Below are 17064 nucleotides of genomic sequence, written 5' to 3'. Positions count from 1 at the left end.
GTCTCGATGCTATGAACCACCTCGACATTGACCGGGCTGCCCGCGAGCAGATCCGCTACCTCTTCGGCCATGCCTGCCCCGCCGCGTTTCCGTCCTTGCAGGAACCTCCCCGTACCGCCCGCGCCCTTGCGCTCCTCGGCGCCCAATGGGAGGACGCCCGGCGGGCCAGCGAAGAAGCTCGGAGGACGCAATTGGAAGAGCTTGACCATTTCGTGGGGTTGGCCCACGGTCTTGATGCAGAGCTTTCCTCACGTTTGGGAGGAGCGCAATGAGCGCGGCCGGGGCGCTTCGGTTGGAAGCGTTAGGGATGGAACGAAACGCATCTGAGCTGGAACGTTATATAGCTGCGTCGCACCATCATTGGGTAGGTCTAGCGATTTCTGGCGTTGGCGCCGATGCCGCGCGGCGTTCCTTGCACCGCGCCAGCGACAATCTGGTGAATCCCGTGCAGCAGATGCGCCTTGCCGCGCGCATTCTGAGCCTCTACGCACCACTGCAGGAGAGAATTGAACAGCTGCGCGCACGCGCTGTGCGGCTGGCTTCGGTCCTCGCTTTTGCAGAACCCGCCAGCGTGGCGCTGGGGCAGTTGGACGCGCTTGCCGACGTCCTCGATTGGGCCTGCGCCCGCCAACTCACCGCCCTGTGCACTCCGGAGCTGGCCCAACCGCCAAGCCGTTTGGAGGATTTCGGCGACCTCTCGCTGACCGAGTTGCACGAGCTCCAGCTGACCATGGCCAGCGAGGAGGTTCGCTCTCTGGCCGCGGCTAACCCTGATGTCACCGTGCTCGAGGCCAGCCCTGGGCGGCTGGTGGCGCTCGTGGACCCAGAGAACATCGGCACACAGGCCGCCCAGGTCAGCACGTTTGTGGGCGGGGTAGGTTCTTCCGTTACAGCAAGCTGGCCCACTGCGGTGGAGCGCGCACGCGCCATCGCCTGCGCCACCCATGGGCCTACGGTGGCGTGGATTGGCTACTCCGCCCCGCCCACATTGTCCCGCGCGGCACACGAAGACCCGGCGCGCCGCGGGGCCGCCGAGCTAGGCCGCTTCCAACGCGCCTTGCGGCAGCGCTTTCCTCGGGCTCAGCACATCCTCATCGGCTATTCCTATGGCTCGGTGGTTGTAGGTAAGGCCGCGCAGCAGGACTATGTTGCGGATGACGTCGTGCTCGTCGGCAGCCCGGGCGCCTCGGCGGATAGAGCGTCGCAATTGCATGGCAGGATCTGGAGCACGCGGAACACCGAGGATCCCATCACGATTACCACCGGTCCGCATGGTGGCATCCATGGCCCCGATCCCACCTCCCCCGCCTTCGGTGCAACACCTCTGCCAGGTGCTAGCGGACTTCCGGGCGATCATGGCTCCTATTGGAAAGACCCCGCATTCCTGCGGGGTCTGGGCATCATCGCACGACGCTATTAGTAGGCAGCCACGTGGGGTTGCTGCCTTTTAGAAGAGGCCGGCGTGCTCCTCAGAGTAGGACACCAGCATGTTCTTCGTCTCCTGGTAGTGGGACAGCATCATGAGGTGGTTCTCGCGTCCGATGCCAGACTCCTTGTAGCCGCCGAAGGCGCTGTGCGCCGGGTAGACGTGGTAGTGATTCACCCACACGCGGCCGGCCTGGATTTCTCGCCCGGCGCGGTAGCAGGTGTTCTGGTGGCGCGACCACACACCGGCGCCAAGGCCAAAGTTGGTGTCGTTGGCTATCTGGATGGCTTCCTCGAAGTCCTTGAACGTGGCCACGGAGAGCACCGGTCCGAAGATTTCCTCGCGGAAGATGCGCATGTCATTGGTGCCGCGGAAGACGGTCGGCTCAATGTAGTAGCCGTTTTCCAGGCCCTCCACCTTGTTCACGTGGCCGCCGACGAGAGTTTCCGCACCCTCCTTCGGACCCACCTCAAGGTATTCGGTGATCTTGTCCATCTGTTCCTGGGAGGCCTGCGCGCCCATCATCGTTTCGGTATCGAGCGGGTGGCCAATCTTGATTTTCTTTACGCGCTCCACCGCCAGTTCTAGGAATTTGTCCGCGATGTCTTCGTGGATCAATGCGCGGGACGGGCAGGTGCAGACCTCGCCTTGGTTGAGGGCGAACATGACAAAGCCCTCCACGCACTTCTCCAGGTAGGCATCGTCCTTGTCCATGATGTCCGCGAAGAAGATGGACGGTGACTTGCCGCCGAGCTCCAGCGTGACGGGGATGACCTTGTCCGCGGCGGCCTTGTTGATGATCTTGCCCACCGGGGTGGAGCCGGTAAAGGCGATTTTGGCGATGCGCTCCGAGGTGGACAGGGCCACACCCGCCTCTTCGCCGACGCCATTGACGATGTTGAGCACGCCCTTCGGCAAGAGATCCTCAATAATCTCAATGAGCAGCAGAATCGATGCCGGAGTTTGCTCGGCTGGCTTCATCACGATGGTGTTACCTGCAGCCAGCGCCGGGGCAATCTTCCACGCCGCCATCAGCAGCGGGAAGTTCCACGGGATGATCTGTCCCACCACTCCCAGCGGCTCGTGAAAGTGATAAGCCACGGTGTCCTGGTCGATCTGGGACAGGCGGCCCTCCTGTGCGCGGATGGCGCCGGCGAAGTAGCGGAAGTGATCAACAGCCAACGGGATGTCGGCGGCGAGGGTCTCGCGTACGGCCTTGCCGTTTTCCCAGGTTTCCGCGACGGCGATCTTTTCCAGGTTTTCCTCGATGCGGTCCGCGATGCGGTGCAGCAGGAGCGCGCGCTCCGCTGGGGTGGTCTTGCCGAAAGTCTCGAAAGCCTTCTCCGCGGCATCGATGGCCAAGTTGATGTCTGCTTCCTTACCTCGGGCCACCTGGCAGAAAACCTCACCGGTCACCGGGGTGATGTTGTCCATGTACTCACCATCGACCGGCGGTACCCACTCGCCACCGATGTAGTTGTCATAGCGCTCGCGGAAGTTGACGATGGCATCAGGGGTGCCTGGGTTTGCGTACAAAGTCATGTGCCTAGTGCCTTTCTCATGGATTCAGTACCGTCACGGTGGCCGCACGCACACTCGCATCTACACGTGACGGGCGGCACAACGCTGGACGCGAGTGTAGCGATAAGTATTGCCAAACTCACGTTTTCAATGAGGAAAGCTTTTGGGGTCGTTGCCCAAAGGCGCCTTGCTGCCAAAGTTTTAGCCTCTGCCGCAATTTTGAACAAGAACTTTGGCAACAACGGCACTTTTTAGGCGAAGAGCACGCGGCCTCAGGCCGAGCAGGGCTGGCTGGGCCCCAAAACAGGAGAACCCCCTCCCACAAGGGAGGGGGAAGTGCCTAGCTGTCGCGGCGTCGGTTGCGACGCGGCTTCCACATCACCACGGATGTCGAACGCGGTACGTGGACCAGCTCGCCGCGCGATGGCCGCACCTGGCTGCGCAAGCGCTCAACTTCGGCCTGCAACTCATCACGCTCGGCGGCGAGGCGGTCACGCTCCGCGGTCAGCTCGATGATGGACTTGATACCAGCCAAGTTCACACCATCATCCTGCGAGAGCGTCTGGATCTTGCGCAAAAGCTCGATATCGCTCTCGGAATAGCGGCGCCCACCGCCGGAGGTGCGGGCCGGGGAGACCAACCCCATCCGGTCATACGTGCGCAGGGTTTGAGCATGCATGCCAGACAGTTCCGCAGCCACGGAGATGACGTACATCGCCTTGGGCTGCGCCGCATCGCTTCGGTTCATCCTGTCTTTGCTCATCACGCACCTCCTCCTAGCGGGCTACCGTGTTGCCGGCCCAGCCGGCGCGCGGATCGAAGCCCGAGTCCTTCTCCGCCTGCGCGTAATTGCGCAGCGCCGAGGAGGCAGCAGCATCCAGGGTGGAGGGCACCGTAACTTGTACGGTCACCATGAGGTCACCGGCCTTGCCGCCGCGCTTGGCCACACCGCGGCCCTTCACTCGCAACGTGCGGCCGTCGGGAGTGCCCGCCGGTACCTTCACGCGCACGGGTGAATCGAGGGTCGGCACCGTAATGGTGTCGCCCAAGGCCAGCTCCGCGAAGGAGACAGGGACGGTGACGTGTAGGTCATCGCCCTCCCGGGTGAAGACCTTGTCGGGTTTTACCGTGACCGCCACGAAGAGGTCACCAGACGGCGTGCCATTCGGGCCAGCTTCGCCCTGGCCGGCAAGGCGTACCTTCTGGCCATCGATCACGCCTGCGGGGATGCGCACCGTGATCGAGCGGGTGCGGTGCACCGTTCCGGAACCGGAGCAATCAGCGCACGGGTCCTCGGCGCGCTGGCCGGTGCCATCGCAATCCGTGCACGGCGCCGAGAAACCGAAGGTACCGCGCTGCTCAGAGGTGAAACCGGTGCCATCGCACGTCGAGCACGTCGTCAGCTTGCCGCTCTTTGAACCGGAGCCGTGGCACGTGGTGCAGGGAGCTTCGCCGCTGAGCTGCAGCGGGATGGTGGTTCCCTTTGCTGCCTCGCGGAAGTCGAGGGTTATTTGCGTTTCGACGTCGGCCCCCCGCGACGGCCGAGCTGTGTGGCCAGCACCACCGCCGCGGTTGAAAACGCCACCGAAGATATCCCCAAGACCGCCGCCTTGAGACGCTCCTCGAGCGGATCCTCCGAAGATGTCCGAGATGTCAAATTCTTGCGCACCCGGTCCACCCATGTGCGTGGATCGAAACCCGCCGGGAAACCCGGCGCCTCCTCTCCGTCCAAAGCCACCGCCGCGCATCATGGCCTTGAACTGGTCATAGTCCTTGCGGGTCGCTTTATCTGAGAGCACGTCATAGGCCTCAGCCACCTGCTTGAATTTCTCCGCCGCCGCGGGGTTATCCGGGTTGGCATCGGGGTGGTTCTGGCGGGCCAGCTTGCGGTAAGCGTGCTTAATCTCTTCGGCGGTAGCGGATGAGGAGACCCCCAGATCCGCGTAATAATCCTTGTCTGCCCATTCTGGCTTAGCGTTCACTGGGCATCTCCTCCTTTCAGGAGAGTCGATTCATGGTTGGGTTTTAAGATTTTTTGCTAAGTAAAAAGCTAACTAAGTAGAGAAAAGAAGAGTGGCGCCAAGGAACATTGAGCCCTGACGCCACCTGCAATACCTATTCTGCGTTGTCCGAGCTATCCGGACTCTCAGCGGTATCGGCTGACTCTGCAGGGTCGGCGATAATCACCATGGCGGTGCGCACAACGCGCTCCCCCACCGTGTAGCCGCGGCGCAGAACCGTGCCGATGACCTGCTCGTCACCGGTGGACAAGTCCTGGACCGCTTCGTGCACCTCGGGGTCGAAGGCATCGCCCTCGGCGCCGAACGGGGTCAGCTGGTTCTTGGTCAGCACGCCCGTGAGCTTGTCCGCGATGGCCTTGAGCGGGCCCTCGTTGAGGTCACCGTGCTGGCGAGCGAGCTCCATGTCATCAAGGATTGGCAGGAAGTCTGCCAAGACCTTGGCCTTGGTGGTCTCGATCACGGCCTGGCGGTCGCGCTCGGTGCGGCGGCGGTAGTTGGTGTACTCCGCGTTGAGGCGCTGCAGGTCCTCGGTGCGCTCAGCGAGCTGAGCTTCCAAGGAGTTTTCCGCAACGGTCTCCTCACCCGCGGCCGCTTCATCGGTGATGTCGCGGGCGGCGTCCTCTACCGCGGCCTCTGCCTCAGCGGTGTTCGCCGTGGCGTCATCCACGGCGCCGTCGGCAGAAGCGGCCTCGGCGGCGGCAGCCTCCGCAGCCTCAGCGGAGGTTGCCTCAGGGTCGGTATTGGCCGGGTTGCCCGGGTCCTGAGGGGAGGTCATGGTTTACTTCTCCTTGTTCTCGTCGTCCTCGTCGACAACCTCGGCGTCGACGACGTTCGGGTCACCAGCGGCGTCGCCAGCAGCGGCACCCTCGGCGCCCGCCTCAGCAGCCTGTGCCTCGTACAGGGCCTTGCCCAGCTCCTGGGACTCGGTGCCGAGCTTCTCGACGGCCGACTTAATCGCCTCGATGTCATCGCCCTTCAGCGCCTCATCGACGGCATCGGCAGCCTCGGTCACGCGGTTCTTCAAGTCCTCCGGCAGCTTGTCGGAGTTCTCATCCATGAACTTGCGGGTCTGGTAGGAGGTGGACTCGGCCTGGTTGCGGGTCTCCTGCTCCTCGCGGCGCTTCTTGTCTTCCTCGGCGTGTGCCTCGGCGTCCTTGACCATGCGGTCGATCTCTTCCTGGGACAGGCCGGAACCATCCTGAATCTTGATGGTGTTCTCCTTGCCGGTGGCCTTGTCCTTAGCGGAGACGGAGACGATGCCGTTGGCGTCGATGTCGAAGGTGACCTCGATCTGCGGCACGCCACGCGGTGCCGGGGCAATGCCGCCGAGCTCGAAGGAGCCGAGCAGCTTGTTGGCGGAAGCCATCTCGCGCTCGCCCTGGTAGACCTGAATCTGCACGGAAGGCTGGTTGTCATCAGCCGTGGTGAAGGTTTCGGACTTCTTGGTCGGGATGGTGGTGTTGCGCTCGATGAGCTTGGTCATCACGCCACCCTTGGTCTCGATGCCGAGGGAGAGCGGGGTGACGTCGAGAAGCAGCACGTCCTTAACCTCACCGCGCAGCACGCCTGCCTGGAGAGCAGCGCCGACTGCCACGACCTCATCCGGGTTAACGCCCTTGTTCGGGTCCTTGCCGGTCATCTCCTTGACCAGGTCGGACACGGCCGGCATACGGGTGGAACCACCGACGAGGACCACGTGGTCAACCTGGGACAGGGACAGGCCAGCATCCTTGATGACCTGGTTGAACGGCTCCTTGGTGCGGTCCAGCAGATCCTGGGTGATCTTCTGGAACTCGGTGCGGGACAGGGTCTCATCCAAGAAGAGCGGGTTCTTCTCGGAGTCCACCGTGATGTACGGCAGGTTGATGTTGGCGGACTGGGAGGAGGACAGCTCAATCTTGGCCTTCTCAGCAGCCTCACGCAGACGCTGGACAGCGCGCTTATCCTTGGTCAGGTCAACGCCCTGGGAAGCCTTGAACTTATCGACGAGCCAGTCGACAATGCGCTGGTCCCAGTCGTCACCACCGAGCTGGTTGTCACCAGCGGTAGCCATGACCTCAACAACGCCGTCACCGATCTCCAGCAGGGAGACGTCGAAGGTACCGCCACCGAGGTCGAAGACCAGGATGGTCTGCTCCTGCTCGCCCTTCTCCAGGCCATAAGCCAGCGCGGCGGCAGTCGGCTCGTTAACGATACGCAGGACGTTGAGGCCTGCAATCTGGCCGGCCTCCTTGGTGGCCTGGCGCTGGGAATCCTCGAAGTAAGCCGGGACGGTAATGACGGCGTCGGTAACGTCCTCACCCAGGTAAGCCTCGGCGTCGCGCTTCAGCTTCATGAGCGTGCGGGCCGAAATCTCTTGCGGGGTGTACTTCTTGTCATCGATATCGATGGTCCAGTCGGTGCCGATGTGGCGCTTGACGGAGCGAATGGTGCGGTCAACATTGGTGACCGCCTGGTTCTTGGCGGACTGGCCAACGAGAATTTCGCCGTTCTTGGCAAAAGCCACGACGGACGGGGTGGTGCGGGAACCCTCGGAGTTAGCGATAACGGTTGCCTCGCCACCTTCCAGCACGGATACAACCGAGTTGGTGGTACCAAGGTCAATTCCTACTGCGCGTCCCATAATCTTTTCTCCTTGCGTGTTGGGGTTTGTTTTAAGTTGATAGTGCGCGACTCAACTTCTGCCGCGTCCAGTCAGCGACTCTAACAGAAGCGACACTCAAAGTCATCCAAACCTGAGCGCCGGTCACTCAACCTACACAACGCAGGCAAACTCAAAGTTGTTCCCGATCGACTCAACTTTTTTATTTATCGCCAACACGCTGGGAAAACAAACCCGGTTTGGCGGAGACTCACCCTACAGGGACGATTGCCGGCTCACCGTCCACATCTACAACGCGGACTGACAGCCCATAGAGTTCCTCAATAAGGGCAGGGGTAATGACCTCGCGCGGCACGCCCGCGTCCCGCACCGTTCCATCTTTCATCGCCACGACGTGATCCGCATAGCGCAATACATGCGCCAAATCATGAATGACCGCAATAAGGGTTTTGCTTCCTGCCAGCTGCCGCATCAGCCGCATGAAGGAATGCTGGTATCCAATGTCAAGCGCGCTCGTTGGCTCATCCAAGAAGAGCACAGGCGTTTCCTGGGCGAGGGCCATGGCCAACCAAGCACGCTGACGCTGACCGCCAGACAACGCCGCTACCTCGGCCGTCTCCAGTTGTTCAAGGCCCACCTTTGCTAGCGCACGACTAACGGCACGCTCGTCCTCCTGGCTCCTCCACCCCATAAATCCTTGGTGGGCGAATCGCCCGCGCGCAACCAGTTCCCTGACATTGATCCCTTCGGGAGCTATGGATTGCTGCGACATCACGGCGACGCGCCGAGCGTAGCTACGCCGAGAGAATGCGGCTGCATCTTCTTCGCCAATGCACACCGCGCCCGCGTTCGGCATTTCCAACCGCGCCAACACCTTCACCAAAGTGGATTTTCCACAACCATTGGGGCCGATAATGGCAGAAAATTTCCCGGCCGGAAAAGACACATCCACCGAGTCGAGAATTAACGGGGCAGTCCTCCCATAGGACATGCTCACCCCCTCAGCCCGCACGCTCGGCGCACCGTCACATACTTTTAGTTGGTTCACTTTACTGACCTTTCATTCCGGCAGATCGGGATTGCCACAGCAGCAAACCCGCCAGGTAGATGCCACCGGCGCAGACCGTAATAAGACCGGCAGGCAGAGTAATTGGGAAAAACAGCCGCTGCCCTGCTAAATCGGCAGCGAGCAAGAAAAGTGCACCGAGGACTCCAGAGAGCAACACCGGCGTCCTGTCTGGACGCGAGAGCAACCGAGCCATATGTGGGGCCGCGAGGGCAATAAATGAGATTGGGCCCGCTATCGCCGTCGATACAGCGACAAGAACTGTGCCAACCAGAACCATCACCACACGTGCACGACTCACGTTCAACCCCAACGCACTCGCCGTGCTATCCCCCAGGGCAAGCGCGTCACACCAGCCACGCAGCAGCAACCCAGCGACGCACGCCGCGCCTCCCAGCACCCCCAATGGAATAACTCGCGCCCAGGACACAGCATTCAATGTTCCAGCAGCCCAAGTCGCCGCACCTAGGGACTGCTCCAACTCACCACTAAGAATCAACCACTTGTTTATTGCTGAAAGGAAGAACGTCACTCCAATCCCCACCACAACCAGCCTTGCTCCCGTGAGCCTTCCGGCAAATGAAAGCCCCATGATGAGTAACGCAGTGATAGTCCCACCCACCAACGCGCCTAGCGCAATGTTGAATGCGGAGCTAAAGCTCGCCAAGGAGACCGCGATGACACCGGTATAGGCACCGGTATTAAACCCGATAATGTCGGGTGACCCCAGCGGATTGTGGGTGAGGATCTGAAAGATGGCGCCCGCTATGCCCAAACACATTCCTACGACAATCGCGGCAACCACCCGCGGAGCACGCCATTGCCACACGACGGTGGCTGCAAAGTCAGTGCTATTGGGATTCGTAGCCACGGACCACAACGCTGCACTATCCTGCCCGGCACCAGGCGAGAAGAGCGAATAGGCAGCAATAGCCAGCGCGACGATCACAATGCCCGCAAAGGACAAAACACTTCTCACGCTCACAATCACAGCCTCCTTCCAGCGCGATGGGACAGCGCAATCAATACTGGGGCACCAATGAGCGACACCGTGACGCCAGCCGGCAACTCAGCAGCAGTGAGGTAGCGGCCCACAATATCGGCGCCCAATAAAAACAAAGGCCCCACCACGGCAGCGGCGACAAGCTGTGCCCGCTCTTCGTATATCCCGCACAGCCTGACAACATGCGGGATAACTAGTCCAACGAACACAATCACCCCCGCCGCTGCGGTGGCGGTAGCAGCCAACACCGTTACCGCCGCGACAAGCCCCAAACGAGTCAGTTTGAGGTTAATGCCGAGACTCGCCGCAACGTCATCCCCCAGAGCAAGGGGCGGCAAGTGGCGAGCAAAGACAATCAGTAGCACCACGCCTACCACCAGTCCGACGAAGGCAATCACCACTGGCGTCCACGAAGCAACGTCAACGGAGCCCGTCACCCAAGCACGGATTCTTGCAAAGGCGTGAGGATCTATCAGGATCAGCGCGGAGGACAGGCCCTCACATACCGCCCCGATGGCTACGCCTGCAAGAATCAGTCTCAGCGGATCAACATCGCCCGCTCTGCCACGCCCGACCGCGGTGACCAGCAGCATGGTCACTGCCGCACCGATGATGGCTGCGAGCGAAAACGCAAAAGGTGATTGCCACCCCCACCAGCCCAGAGCAATGGCGGCGGCCAAGCTGGCGCCTACGTTAATCCCGAAAACTCCGGTATCTGCCAAAGGGTTGCGCGTCATAATCTGCAGAACTGCACCAGCGAGGGCCAAAGCACAGCCTGCGCAAACAGCAACGAGTGTACGGGGAAGACGCCTCTCCCACACGATCGAGGAAGCTATACCAGGCTGTCCCCGAAGGGCGGCCAACACGTCGCTGAAGGGAATGCTACGCGCGCCCAACGCCAGTGACAGCGCCACGCCGATACAGAGAATGGCAAGGCCAGCAACTACTACCCAACCAAGACGCCGGGTATTTCTCTTTCCGGCGCGCAACCCCTGCTCAATCACCGACACCACCCAAATACCTTCATATGCTCACGTTTCCTTAGCTCGACCTAATTTAGGTTAGGCTACCTTTTATGAACATTCGAAAGAAAATCGCACCCCGCACCCCTCTCCTCCGCCTCACTGCTGTTGGTCTTACCGCAGCGCTAGCGCTCACCGGCTGCGCCAGCCTCGAAAACACCAACTCAAACGCTGACGCTTCTAACCCTGCGTCCTCACCGTCCGGGAAAGAATCAGGAAACTCCAATTCAGCCTCGGGAAATGACTCCGTGGCCACCGGAGGCGAAGGCTTTGCCGGGGCGAGAGAGAAAAGCCAAAGCTTTGGCAGCGATGCAGCCCCTGGTCAATTCCCACGCACGGTCACGCATGCACGCGGAACGACCGAACTCAAAGAAAAGCCACAACGGGTGGTTGTTCTAGAAAGCGGCGAACTCGATTCCGTCCTAGCACTCGGCATGAAGCCAGTCGGCATGACCACGTCCAAGGGCCAGAATCCCGTCCCGGATTACATGGCCGACAAAGCAAGTGACATCGAAACGGTAGGCACGATCAACGAAGTCAATATGGAAAAGATTGCTTCGCTCAACCCCGACCTCATCATCGGCTCGCAGCTGCGCATGGATAAGCACTATGACCAGCTCAATTCCATCGCACCTACCGTTTTCTCGATCCGCCCTGGATACACCTGGAAAGAAAACTTCCGACTCATCGGCGAAGCCCTCGGAGAAGAGGAGCGTACCGAGCAAGTCATGGCCGACTATGACAAGAAAATCGAAGAAGTAAAGAAGGTCATTGAGGACGGACCAACGAGCGAAGACACCACCGTCACCATTCTGCGTTTCATGCCGGGCAAGGTACGCCTCTACGGGCGCCTTTCACTCATTGGAACGGTGCTTGATGACGCCGGCCTCGCCCGCCCCGCCAACCAGGACATCGAAGAGCTCGCTACGGAAATCTCGCCGGAGAACATTGACCAAGCGGACGCCGACTACATCTTCTACTGCAGCTACGGAGATCCCTCCGCCACCGGCCAAGACACCGCCATTTCTACCGCGGCGTTCCAACAGCTTCCTGCGGCCAAAGACGGCCATGCCATCGAGGTCAGCGACGATACGTGGGCACTCGGCTTGGGGCCTCTGGGCGCACAGAAAATCGCGTCAGATCTCGCGGACTATCTCAGCCACTAACACGGGGGTAGCACCCTCCCCTCAAAACAACACCTGTGGGATTGACTCACCCCAACTTAAGGGGCTAGCTTTCATGTAAGCGAGATGGGTTACACGTCTACGATTTCTGTGCGGCGGGCCATATCAAGGTCACCGATTTCTCGCTAATCAGGCCAGGCCGTTGCCTGGCTGCTCCCCACACGCAAGAAGGGTGGTCGCACATGAATGCTCACTTCATTAGGCAGCGTCGTTCTTCCGATCGGCCACCGGTTGTGTACGCCAGCGTTAAATAAGCACCTCTTTTCACACAGACTGAACGGCACGGCGCAGAGTATGCGCCCGTGTTGGACTAGAAAGTCTGCAGTTTCCGCTTTCCGCAAGGCCGCACCAGTGTGCCTTGAGACCCATAAAGGTTGTAATCCATGACTAACGATGCTCACACCCCCGTTCCCGAATCCACCGACATTGACGCCGCGCTGATCGCCGACGCCGCGGCCCAGGCCCACTCCTGGCTCGCCTCCACCGCCGACGAGCAGGATCCGGCCACAGAACAACTCGCAGACTTATTGCGCAACCCGGACGGGGTGGCCTTCACCATGGACTTCGTGGACCGCGTCATGCGCCCCGAGGATGACAAGGTAGCCGCCCACGCGCTGAAGTCCGTCACCACCACCTATGACGCGTCCTTCCTCGGCCTCATCAACGGCTCGCTGGTGGGCCTGGGTGGTTTCTTCGGACCGATCCTGCCCAACCTGGTTATGCCGCTGGCGCGCATGCGCATGCGCCAGATGGTCGGCCACCTGGTCCTCGACGCCGAGAGCGACGCCCTCAACAAGACCTTGGACAAGGCCGCCGAGTCCGGCGAGCAGCTCAACCTCAACCTTCTCGGTGAGGCTGTGCTGGGCGACGACGAGGCGCGCTCCCGCGCCGAGCGCACCCTCAAGCTCATCAAGAACCCGCGCGTGACCTACGTCTCCGTCAAGGCCTCCTCCATGGTGGCCCAGCTCAACCCGTGGGATATCGAGGGCTCCCTGGTCCGCCTCAAGGAGCGCCTGCGCCCGCTCTATGAGGCCGCCGCGCGCCGCCCCGATAAGGTCTTCATCAACCTCGACATGGAGGAATACCACGACCTCCACCTCACGGTGCGCCTGTTCACCGAGCTTCTCAGCGAGCCGGAGTTCACCAACCTCGAGGCTGGCATCGTCCTGCAGGCTTACCTGCCGGATACCTTCGACGCCTTGGCGCACCTGGCAGAATTTGCCAAGCAGCGCGTGGCCGAGGGTGGATCTCACATCAAGATTCGCATCGTCAAGGGCGCAAACCTCTCGATGGAGCACGTCCAGGGTGAAATCCACGGCTGGCCGGCAGCACCTTATGCCACCAAGGATGAGGTGGACGCCAACTACTACCGCCTGCTCGACTACATCCTGCGCCCCGAGTTCGCCGACTGCGTGCGCATCGGCGTGGCCACCCACAACCTCTACACCGCGGCTTTTGCCTACAAGCTGGGCACCAAGCGCGGTGTCATGCGCATGATGGATTCCGAAATGCTCCAGGGCATGTCCCCGGCCCAGCAGGCCGCGGTCCGCGATGCCTTCGAGGGCCGCCAGATCCTCTACACCCCAGTGGTGCACATGGAGGACTTCGATGTCGCGGTCTCCTACCTGGTGCGCCGCTTGGAGGAAAACTCCGCACCACAGAACTTCCTTTACGCCCTCTTCGCCCCGGAGGAGCAGGCGCTTAAGGACCAGGAGCAGGTCTTCCGCGAGGCCGTCGAGCAGCGCTGGGATACCTTCGCCGGCCCGCGCCGCACCCAAAACCGCCTGGAGGAGGCCGAGCAGGCTGCCGGCCGCCAGGCACCGCGCACAGGGCGCTTCGCCAACGAGCCAGACACCGACCCGGCCCTGGAAGCCAACCGCGAGTGGGCGCTCAAGGCCCTGGCCACCGACCCGGGTGAGCATGGCGTGGAGGAGGTGACGGATGCGGGGGTCGTCGACAAGCACGTGGCCCGCGCCGCCGAGCTCGGCGCCGAGTGGGGCGCGCGCCCTGCCGAGGACCGCGCCCGCGCCCTCGAGGCCGTGGCCGATGAGCTGGCCAACCGCCGCGGCGAGTTCATCTCCGTGGCCGCCTACGAGGCCAACAAGACTGTCACGCAGACCGACCCGGAAATCTCCGAGGCCATCGACTTCTGCACCTACTACGCGCAGTCCGCGCGCCTGTTGGAGAGCTACGCCGCCGAGTTCACGCCCCACCGCGTGACCGTGGTGACCCCGCCGTGGAACTTCCCGGTGGCCATCCCCACCGGCGGCATCGCGGCAGCACTCGCTGCGGGTTCGGCCGTCATCATCAAGCCAGCGCCGCAGGTCGTGCACTGCGCAAAGCTCGTCGTGGAGGCCTTCCGCGCCGGCCTCGAGGCACAGGGCCTCGACCCGGATCTGGTCCAGCTCGTCTTCACCGATGAGGGTGACGCCGGCTGCGCGCTCATCTCCCACGACGATGTCGACGCCGTCATCCTCACCGGTGCTTCCGATACCGGCAAGCTCTTCCGTTCCTGGAAGCCGGAGCTCAACATCATGGCGGAGACCTCCGGCAAGAACGCGCTCATCATCACCCCGTCCGCGGACCCGGACCTGGCCATTCAGGATCTCTACCTGTCCGCCTTCGGCCACTCCGGCCAGAAGTGCTCCGCATCCTCCCTGGTCATCTTCGTCGGCGCGGCTGGCGAGTCGCAGCGCCTGCGCTCGCAGCTTGTCGACGCCGTCAAGACCCTCATCACCGGCCCCGGCTACGACATCACCACGACGATGAATGGCCTAGCCGAGGCCCCGGGCGAGAAGCTGCTGCGCGGCCTGACCCAGCTGGAGCCGGGTGAAAAGTGGCTGGTGAAGCCGGAGAAGCTCAACGAGGAGGGCACCCTGTGGTCGCCGGGTATCCGCGATAACGTGCGCCCAGGTTCCTGGTTCCACGTCAACGAGTGCTTCGGCCCGGTGCTTGGCATCATGTATGCGGAGACCCTGGATGAGGCCATCGAGTGGCAGAACTCCACCGGCTACGGCCTGACCGGCGGCATCCACACGCTGGATAACGACGAAATCGATTACTGGCTCGAGCGCGTCGAGGTGGGCAACGCCTACGTCAACCGCGGCATCACGGGCGCGATTGTGCAGCGCCAGTCCTTCGGCGGCTGGAAGAAGTCCGTCATGGGCCCGGGCGCCAAGGCAGGCGGCCCGAACTACGTGACCCAGTTCGGCACCTGGTCCGAGGGTCCGCTGCGCCCCTTCGACGTGGACATCTCGCAGCCGGTGGCAGCCCAGCTGCGTGCCTTTGGCAAGCTGGAGCTCTCGGAAGAGGACACCGCTTGGCTGTGGCGCGCGGCAGAGCTCGATGAACTGGCTTGGCAGCAGGAATTCGGCCGCAAGCACGACCGCGCCGGCCTGGTCTGTGAGGCCAATGTCTTCCGCTACCGCCCGGTGCTCACCCCGCTCCAGGTGCGCATTGGCACTGATGCCGCGCTTCGCGACGTCTCCCGCCTCGCCCTCGCCGCCACCCGCACCGGCTCACCCGTGCGCTTCAGTGCCGCCCCGGAAAAGGCCGCGGAGCTGCGCGAGCTGGGCTTTGACATCGATGCCGTGGAGGCAAGCGCCTTCGCCCGCGAGGTTTCCGGCTTGGAATCCGCGCGCATTCGAACCGTGGGTTCTGTCGAGCCAGGCGTCTTTGAGGCCGCGGTGGAATCCAACTCCGTGGTCCTGGACCAGCCGGTGCTGGCCGATGGCCGCCGTGAGCTCCTTCCCTTCCTCCTCGAGCAGGCGGTCTCGGTGACGATGCACCGCTTCGGCATCATCCGCCAGGTAAGCAGCATCCGCGCATAGTTCGTTTCCGCGGCTCATGTGCAAAGATATAGCGTATGAGTACTACGCACGACGAAGAAAAGCCGCAGGCGGCGGACTCCTCCGATGAGGAGGCCGCTCTCCCGGTGTCGAAGACCGATGACAAGTCTCGCATCTTGGGGCGCGACGCCATCTCCCTGGCCAAGGTGTGCTTGATTTTCATCATCGTGGTCGCGGGCGTCGGCCTGGCCGGCTACCTGTTGAAGTTCATCTGGGTTGGCCTGTTGCCGGTCATCCTGGCCATCCTGGTGTGCACGGTGCTTTTCCCCGTGACCAACTGGTTGCGCGCGCACAAGTTCCCCCGCGCGCTGGCCTCCATCACCACGCTGTTGGGATTCTTAGCCATCATCGGCGGCGTGTTCGCGGCGATGGCCCCGGTGGTGTCCTCCCAAGGTGCCTCCCTGGTCAGCCAGGCCGAAGGCGGCTTAAACAAGCTCGTCGATATGGCCAAGGATCTGCCCTTTGAGATTGATGCGGCGAAGGTCCAGGAAGTCCTCGATGATGCCATCACCTTCATCAAGGGCCAAGCTTCCAACATCGCCACCGGGGTGATTTCCGGTGTATCGATGGCCAGCTCCATCGCCATGGCGCTCGCCATCATGCTCTTCGTAGCCTTCTTCATCCTCAAGGACGGCGATAAATTCCTGCCGTGGCTGCGCACCTACACCGGCTACTCCGCCGGCTGGCACGCCACCGAGCTGCTGACTCGCGTGTGGAACACGTTATCTGGCTTCATTCAGGCGCAAGCAGCCGTCGCGGCCGTCGACGGCATCCTCATCGGCCTCGGCCTCTGGGTTCTCCAGGTACCGCTGGCCCTTGTCATCGGCGTAGTTACGTTCTTCGCCAGCTTCATCCCGGTCATTGGCGCTGTCACTGCGGGCGCTTTGGCCGTCATCATCGCGCTGGTCTCCGATGGGCTGACGAAGGCCTTGCTCGCCTTGGCTCTCATCATCATCGTCCAGCAGGTGGAGGGCAACGTCCTCCAGCCGATGCTGCAATCCAAGGCCATGGGCCTGCACGCGGCAATGGTGCTGCTCTCCGTCACGGTCGGCTCCGCCTTGGCCGGCATCATCGGCGCCTTCCTGGCTGTGCCGGTGGCTGCCACCATTGCCGTGGTCTTCCGCTACCACCAGGAGATGGCCAGCCTGCGTGCCGGCGAAATCGAAGCTAAAAACATTAAGATTTCCACGGCGGAGGGCCATGAGGACGTCATGGAGCTCTACGAGAACCTAGAGGCCAGCGGCGCCCGCTAGCCACACAACCGGTGCATGGCTCTAGCCCTGGCCGTGCAACTGCCCTAGTTGCCAAACTTCTCCCCCACCACCCGCGGCGGGAGCGATGGTTTTGGCAACTAGGGCACTTTCCGTATGT

The 17064-nt window shown here is 62.1% G+C and carries 13 protein-coding genes; 5 read left to right on the top strand and 8 right to left on the bottom strand.

The window, feature by feature from the left end:
• Window positions 1–11: 11 nt before the first annotated feature.
• Entirely contained in the window at window positions 12–272 is a 261-nt protein-coding gene (locus tag M5J06_RS07490) for a hypothetical protein (RefSeq protein WP_070523635.1), read from the top strand.
• 35 nt (window positions 273–307) lie between these two features.
• On the top strand, window positions 308–1420 hold the full coding sequence (locus M5J06_RS07485; protein ID WP_250224340.1) for an alpha/beta hydrolase: 1113 nt from the start codon (window positions 308–310) through the stop codon (window positions 1418–1420).
• A gap of 27 nt (window positions 1421–1447) precedes the next feature.
• Here M5J06_RS07485 and exaC read toward each other — a convergent pair whose 3' ends face one another.
• The 8 genes from exaC to M5J06_RS07445 all read right to left on the bottom strand — a co-directional run bounded on the left by exaC (window position 1448) and on the right by M5J06_RS07445 (window position 10553).
• The gene (gene exaC, locus M5J06_RS07480) at window positions 1448–2968 is read right to left on the bottom strand and encodes an acetaldehyde dehydrogenase ExaC (RefSeq protein ID WP_070532076.1); all 1521 of its coding nucleotides are present in this window, start codon (window positions 2966–2968) and stop codon (window positions 1448–1450) included.
• 319 nt (window positions 2969–3287) lie between these two features.
• Window positions 3288–3710, bottom strand: coding sequence for a heat shock protein transcriptional repressor HspR (locus M5J06_RS07475; protein WP_070523924.1), 423 nt, complete (start codon window positions 3708–3710; stop codon window positions 3288–3290).
• Between the two features lie 13 nt (window positions 3711–3723).
• Window positions 3724–4929, bottom strand: a complete 1206-nt coding sequence (gene dnaJ, locus M5J06_RS07470) for a molecular chaperone DnaJ (RefSeq protein WP_070624194.1) — start codon at window positions 4927–4929, stop codon at window positions 3724–3726.
• A gap of 133 nt (window positions 4930–5062) precedes the next feature.
• Window positions 5063–5743: a nucleotide exchange factor GrpE gene (grpE, locus tag M5J06_RS07465; protein ID WP_070532063.1), complete on the bottom strand. Its 681-nt coding sequence runs from the start codon at window positions 5741–5743 to the stop codon at window positions 5063–5065.
• A 3-nt stretch (window positions 5744–5746) separates the two neighbouring features.
• Complete coding sequence (gene dnaK, locus M5J06_RS07460; RefSeq protein WP_070523650.1) at window positions 5747–7591, bottom strand: molecular chaperone DnaK; 1845 nt, start codon at window positions 7589–7591, stop codon at window positions 5747–5749.
• A gap of 229 nt (window positions 7592–7820) precedes the next feature.
• The gene (locus tag M5J06_RS07455) at window positions 7821–8522 is read right to left on the bottom strand and encodes an ABC transporter ATP-binding protein (RefSeq protein ID WP_232748483.1); all 702 of its coding nucleotides are present in this window, start codon (window positions 8520–8522) and stop codon (window positions 7821–7823) included.
• Window positions 8523–8619: 97 nt separating this feature from the next.
• Complete coding sequence (locus tag M5J06_RS07450; protein ID WP_168162993.1) at window positions 8620–9621, bottom strand: FecCD family ABC transporter permease; 1002 nt, start codon at window positions 9619–9621, stop codon at window positions 8620–8622.
• A gap of 2 nt (window positions 9622–9623) precedes the next feature.
• A complete protein-coding gene (locus tag M5J06_RS07445) occupies window positions 9624–10553 on the bottom strand; it encodes a FecCD family ABC transporter permease (protein WP_367615197.1) in 930 nt (309 codons plus the stop codon).
• 161 nt (window positions 10554–10714) lie between these two features.
• Here M5J06_RS07445 and M5J06_RS07440 point away from each other — a divergent pair, with 161 nt between their 5' ends.
• The 3 genes from M5J06_RS07440 (at window position 10715) to M5J06_RS07430 (ending at window position 16946) form a co-directional block, all read left to right on the top strand.
• On the top strand, window positions 10715–11827 hold the full coding sequence (locus M5J06_RS07440; protein ID WP_250224339.1) for an ABC transporter substrate-binding protein: 1113 nt from the start codon (window positions 10715–10717) through the stop codon (window positions 11825–11827).
• Window positions 11828–12228: 401 nt separating this feature from the next.
• Window positions 12229–15675, top strand: coding sequence for a bifunctional proline dehydrogenase/L-glutamate gamma-semialdehyde dehydrogenase (locus M5J06_RS07435; protein WP_250224338.1), 3447 nt, complete (start codon window positions 12229–12231; stop codon window positions 15673–15675).
• A gap of 35 nt (window positions 15676–15710) precedes the next feature.
• Window positions 15711–16946, top strand: coding sequence for an AI-2E family transporter (locus tag M5J06_RS07430; protein ID WP_070523662.1), 1236 nt, complete (start codon window positions 15711–15713; stop codon window positions 16944–16946).
• Window positions 16947–17064 lie beyond the last annotated feature (118 nt).

The organism is Corynebacterium intestinale, from assembly GCF_023574125.1.
GTDB classification, from domain to species: Bacteria; Actinomycetota; Actinomycetes; order Mycobacteriales; family Mycobacteriaceae; genus Corynebacterium; species Corynebacterium hesseae.
This window is presented reverse-complemented; position numbering and strand designations above follow the sequence as displayed.

Bases quoted from the DNA above. Each gene is read 5' to 3' on its own strand.
- dnaK (WP_070523650.1), bottom strand. From the start codon at position 7,591: ATGGGACGCGCAGTAGGAATTGACCTTGGTACCACCAACTCGGTTGTA.
- M5J06_RS07490 (WP_070523635.1), top strand. From the start codon at position 12: ATGAACCACCTCGACATTGACCGGGCTGCCCGCGAGCAGATCCGCTAC.
- exaC (WP_070532076.1), bottom strand. From the start codon at position 2,968: ATGACTTTGTACGCAAACCCAGGCACCCCTGATGCCATCGTCAACTTC.
- M5J06_RS07485 (WP_250224340.1), top strand. From the start codon at position 308: ATGGAACGAAACGCATCTGAGCTGGAACGTTATATAGCTGCGTCGCAC.
- M5J06_RS07440 (WP_250224339.1), top strand. From the start codon at position 10,715: ATGAACATTCGAAAGAAAATCGCACCCCGCACCCCTCTCCTCCGCCTC.
- M5J06_RS07430 (WP_070523662.1), top strand. From the start codon at position 15,711: ATGAGTACTACGCACGACGAAGAAAAGCCGCAGGCGGCGGACTCCTCC.
- M5J06_RS07475 (WP_070523924.1), bottom strand. From the start codon at position 3,710: ATGAGCAAAGACAGGATGAACCGAAGCGATGCGGCGCAGCCCAAGGCG.
- M5J06_RS07435 (WP_250224338.1), top strand. From the start codon at position 12,229: ATGACTAACGATGCTCACACCCCCGTTCCCGAATCCACCGACATTGAC.
- grpE (WP_070532063.1), bottom strand. From the start codon at position 5,743: ATGACCTCCCCTCAGGACCCGGGCAACCCGGCCAATACCGACCCTGAG.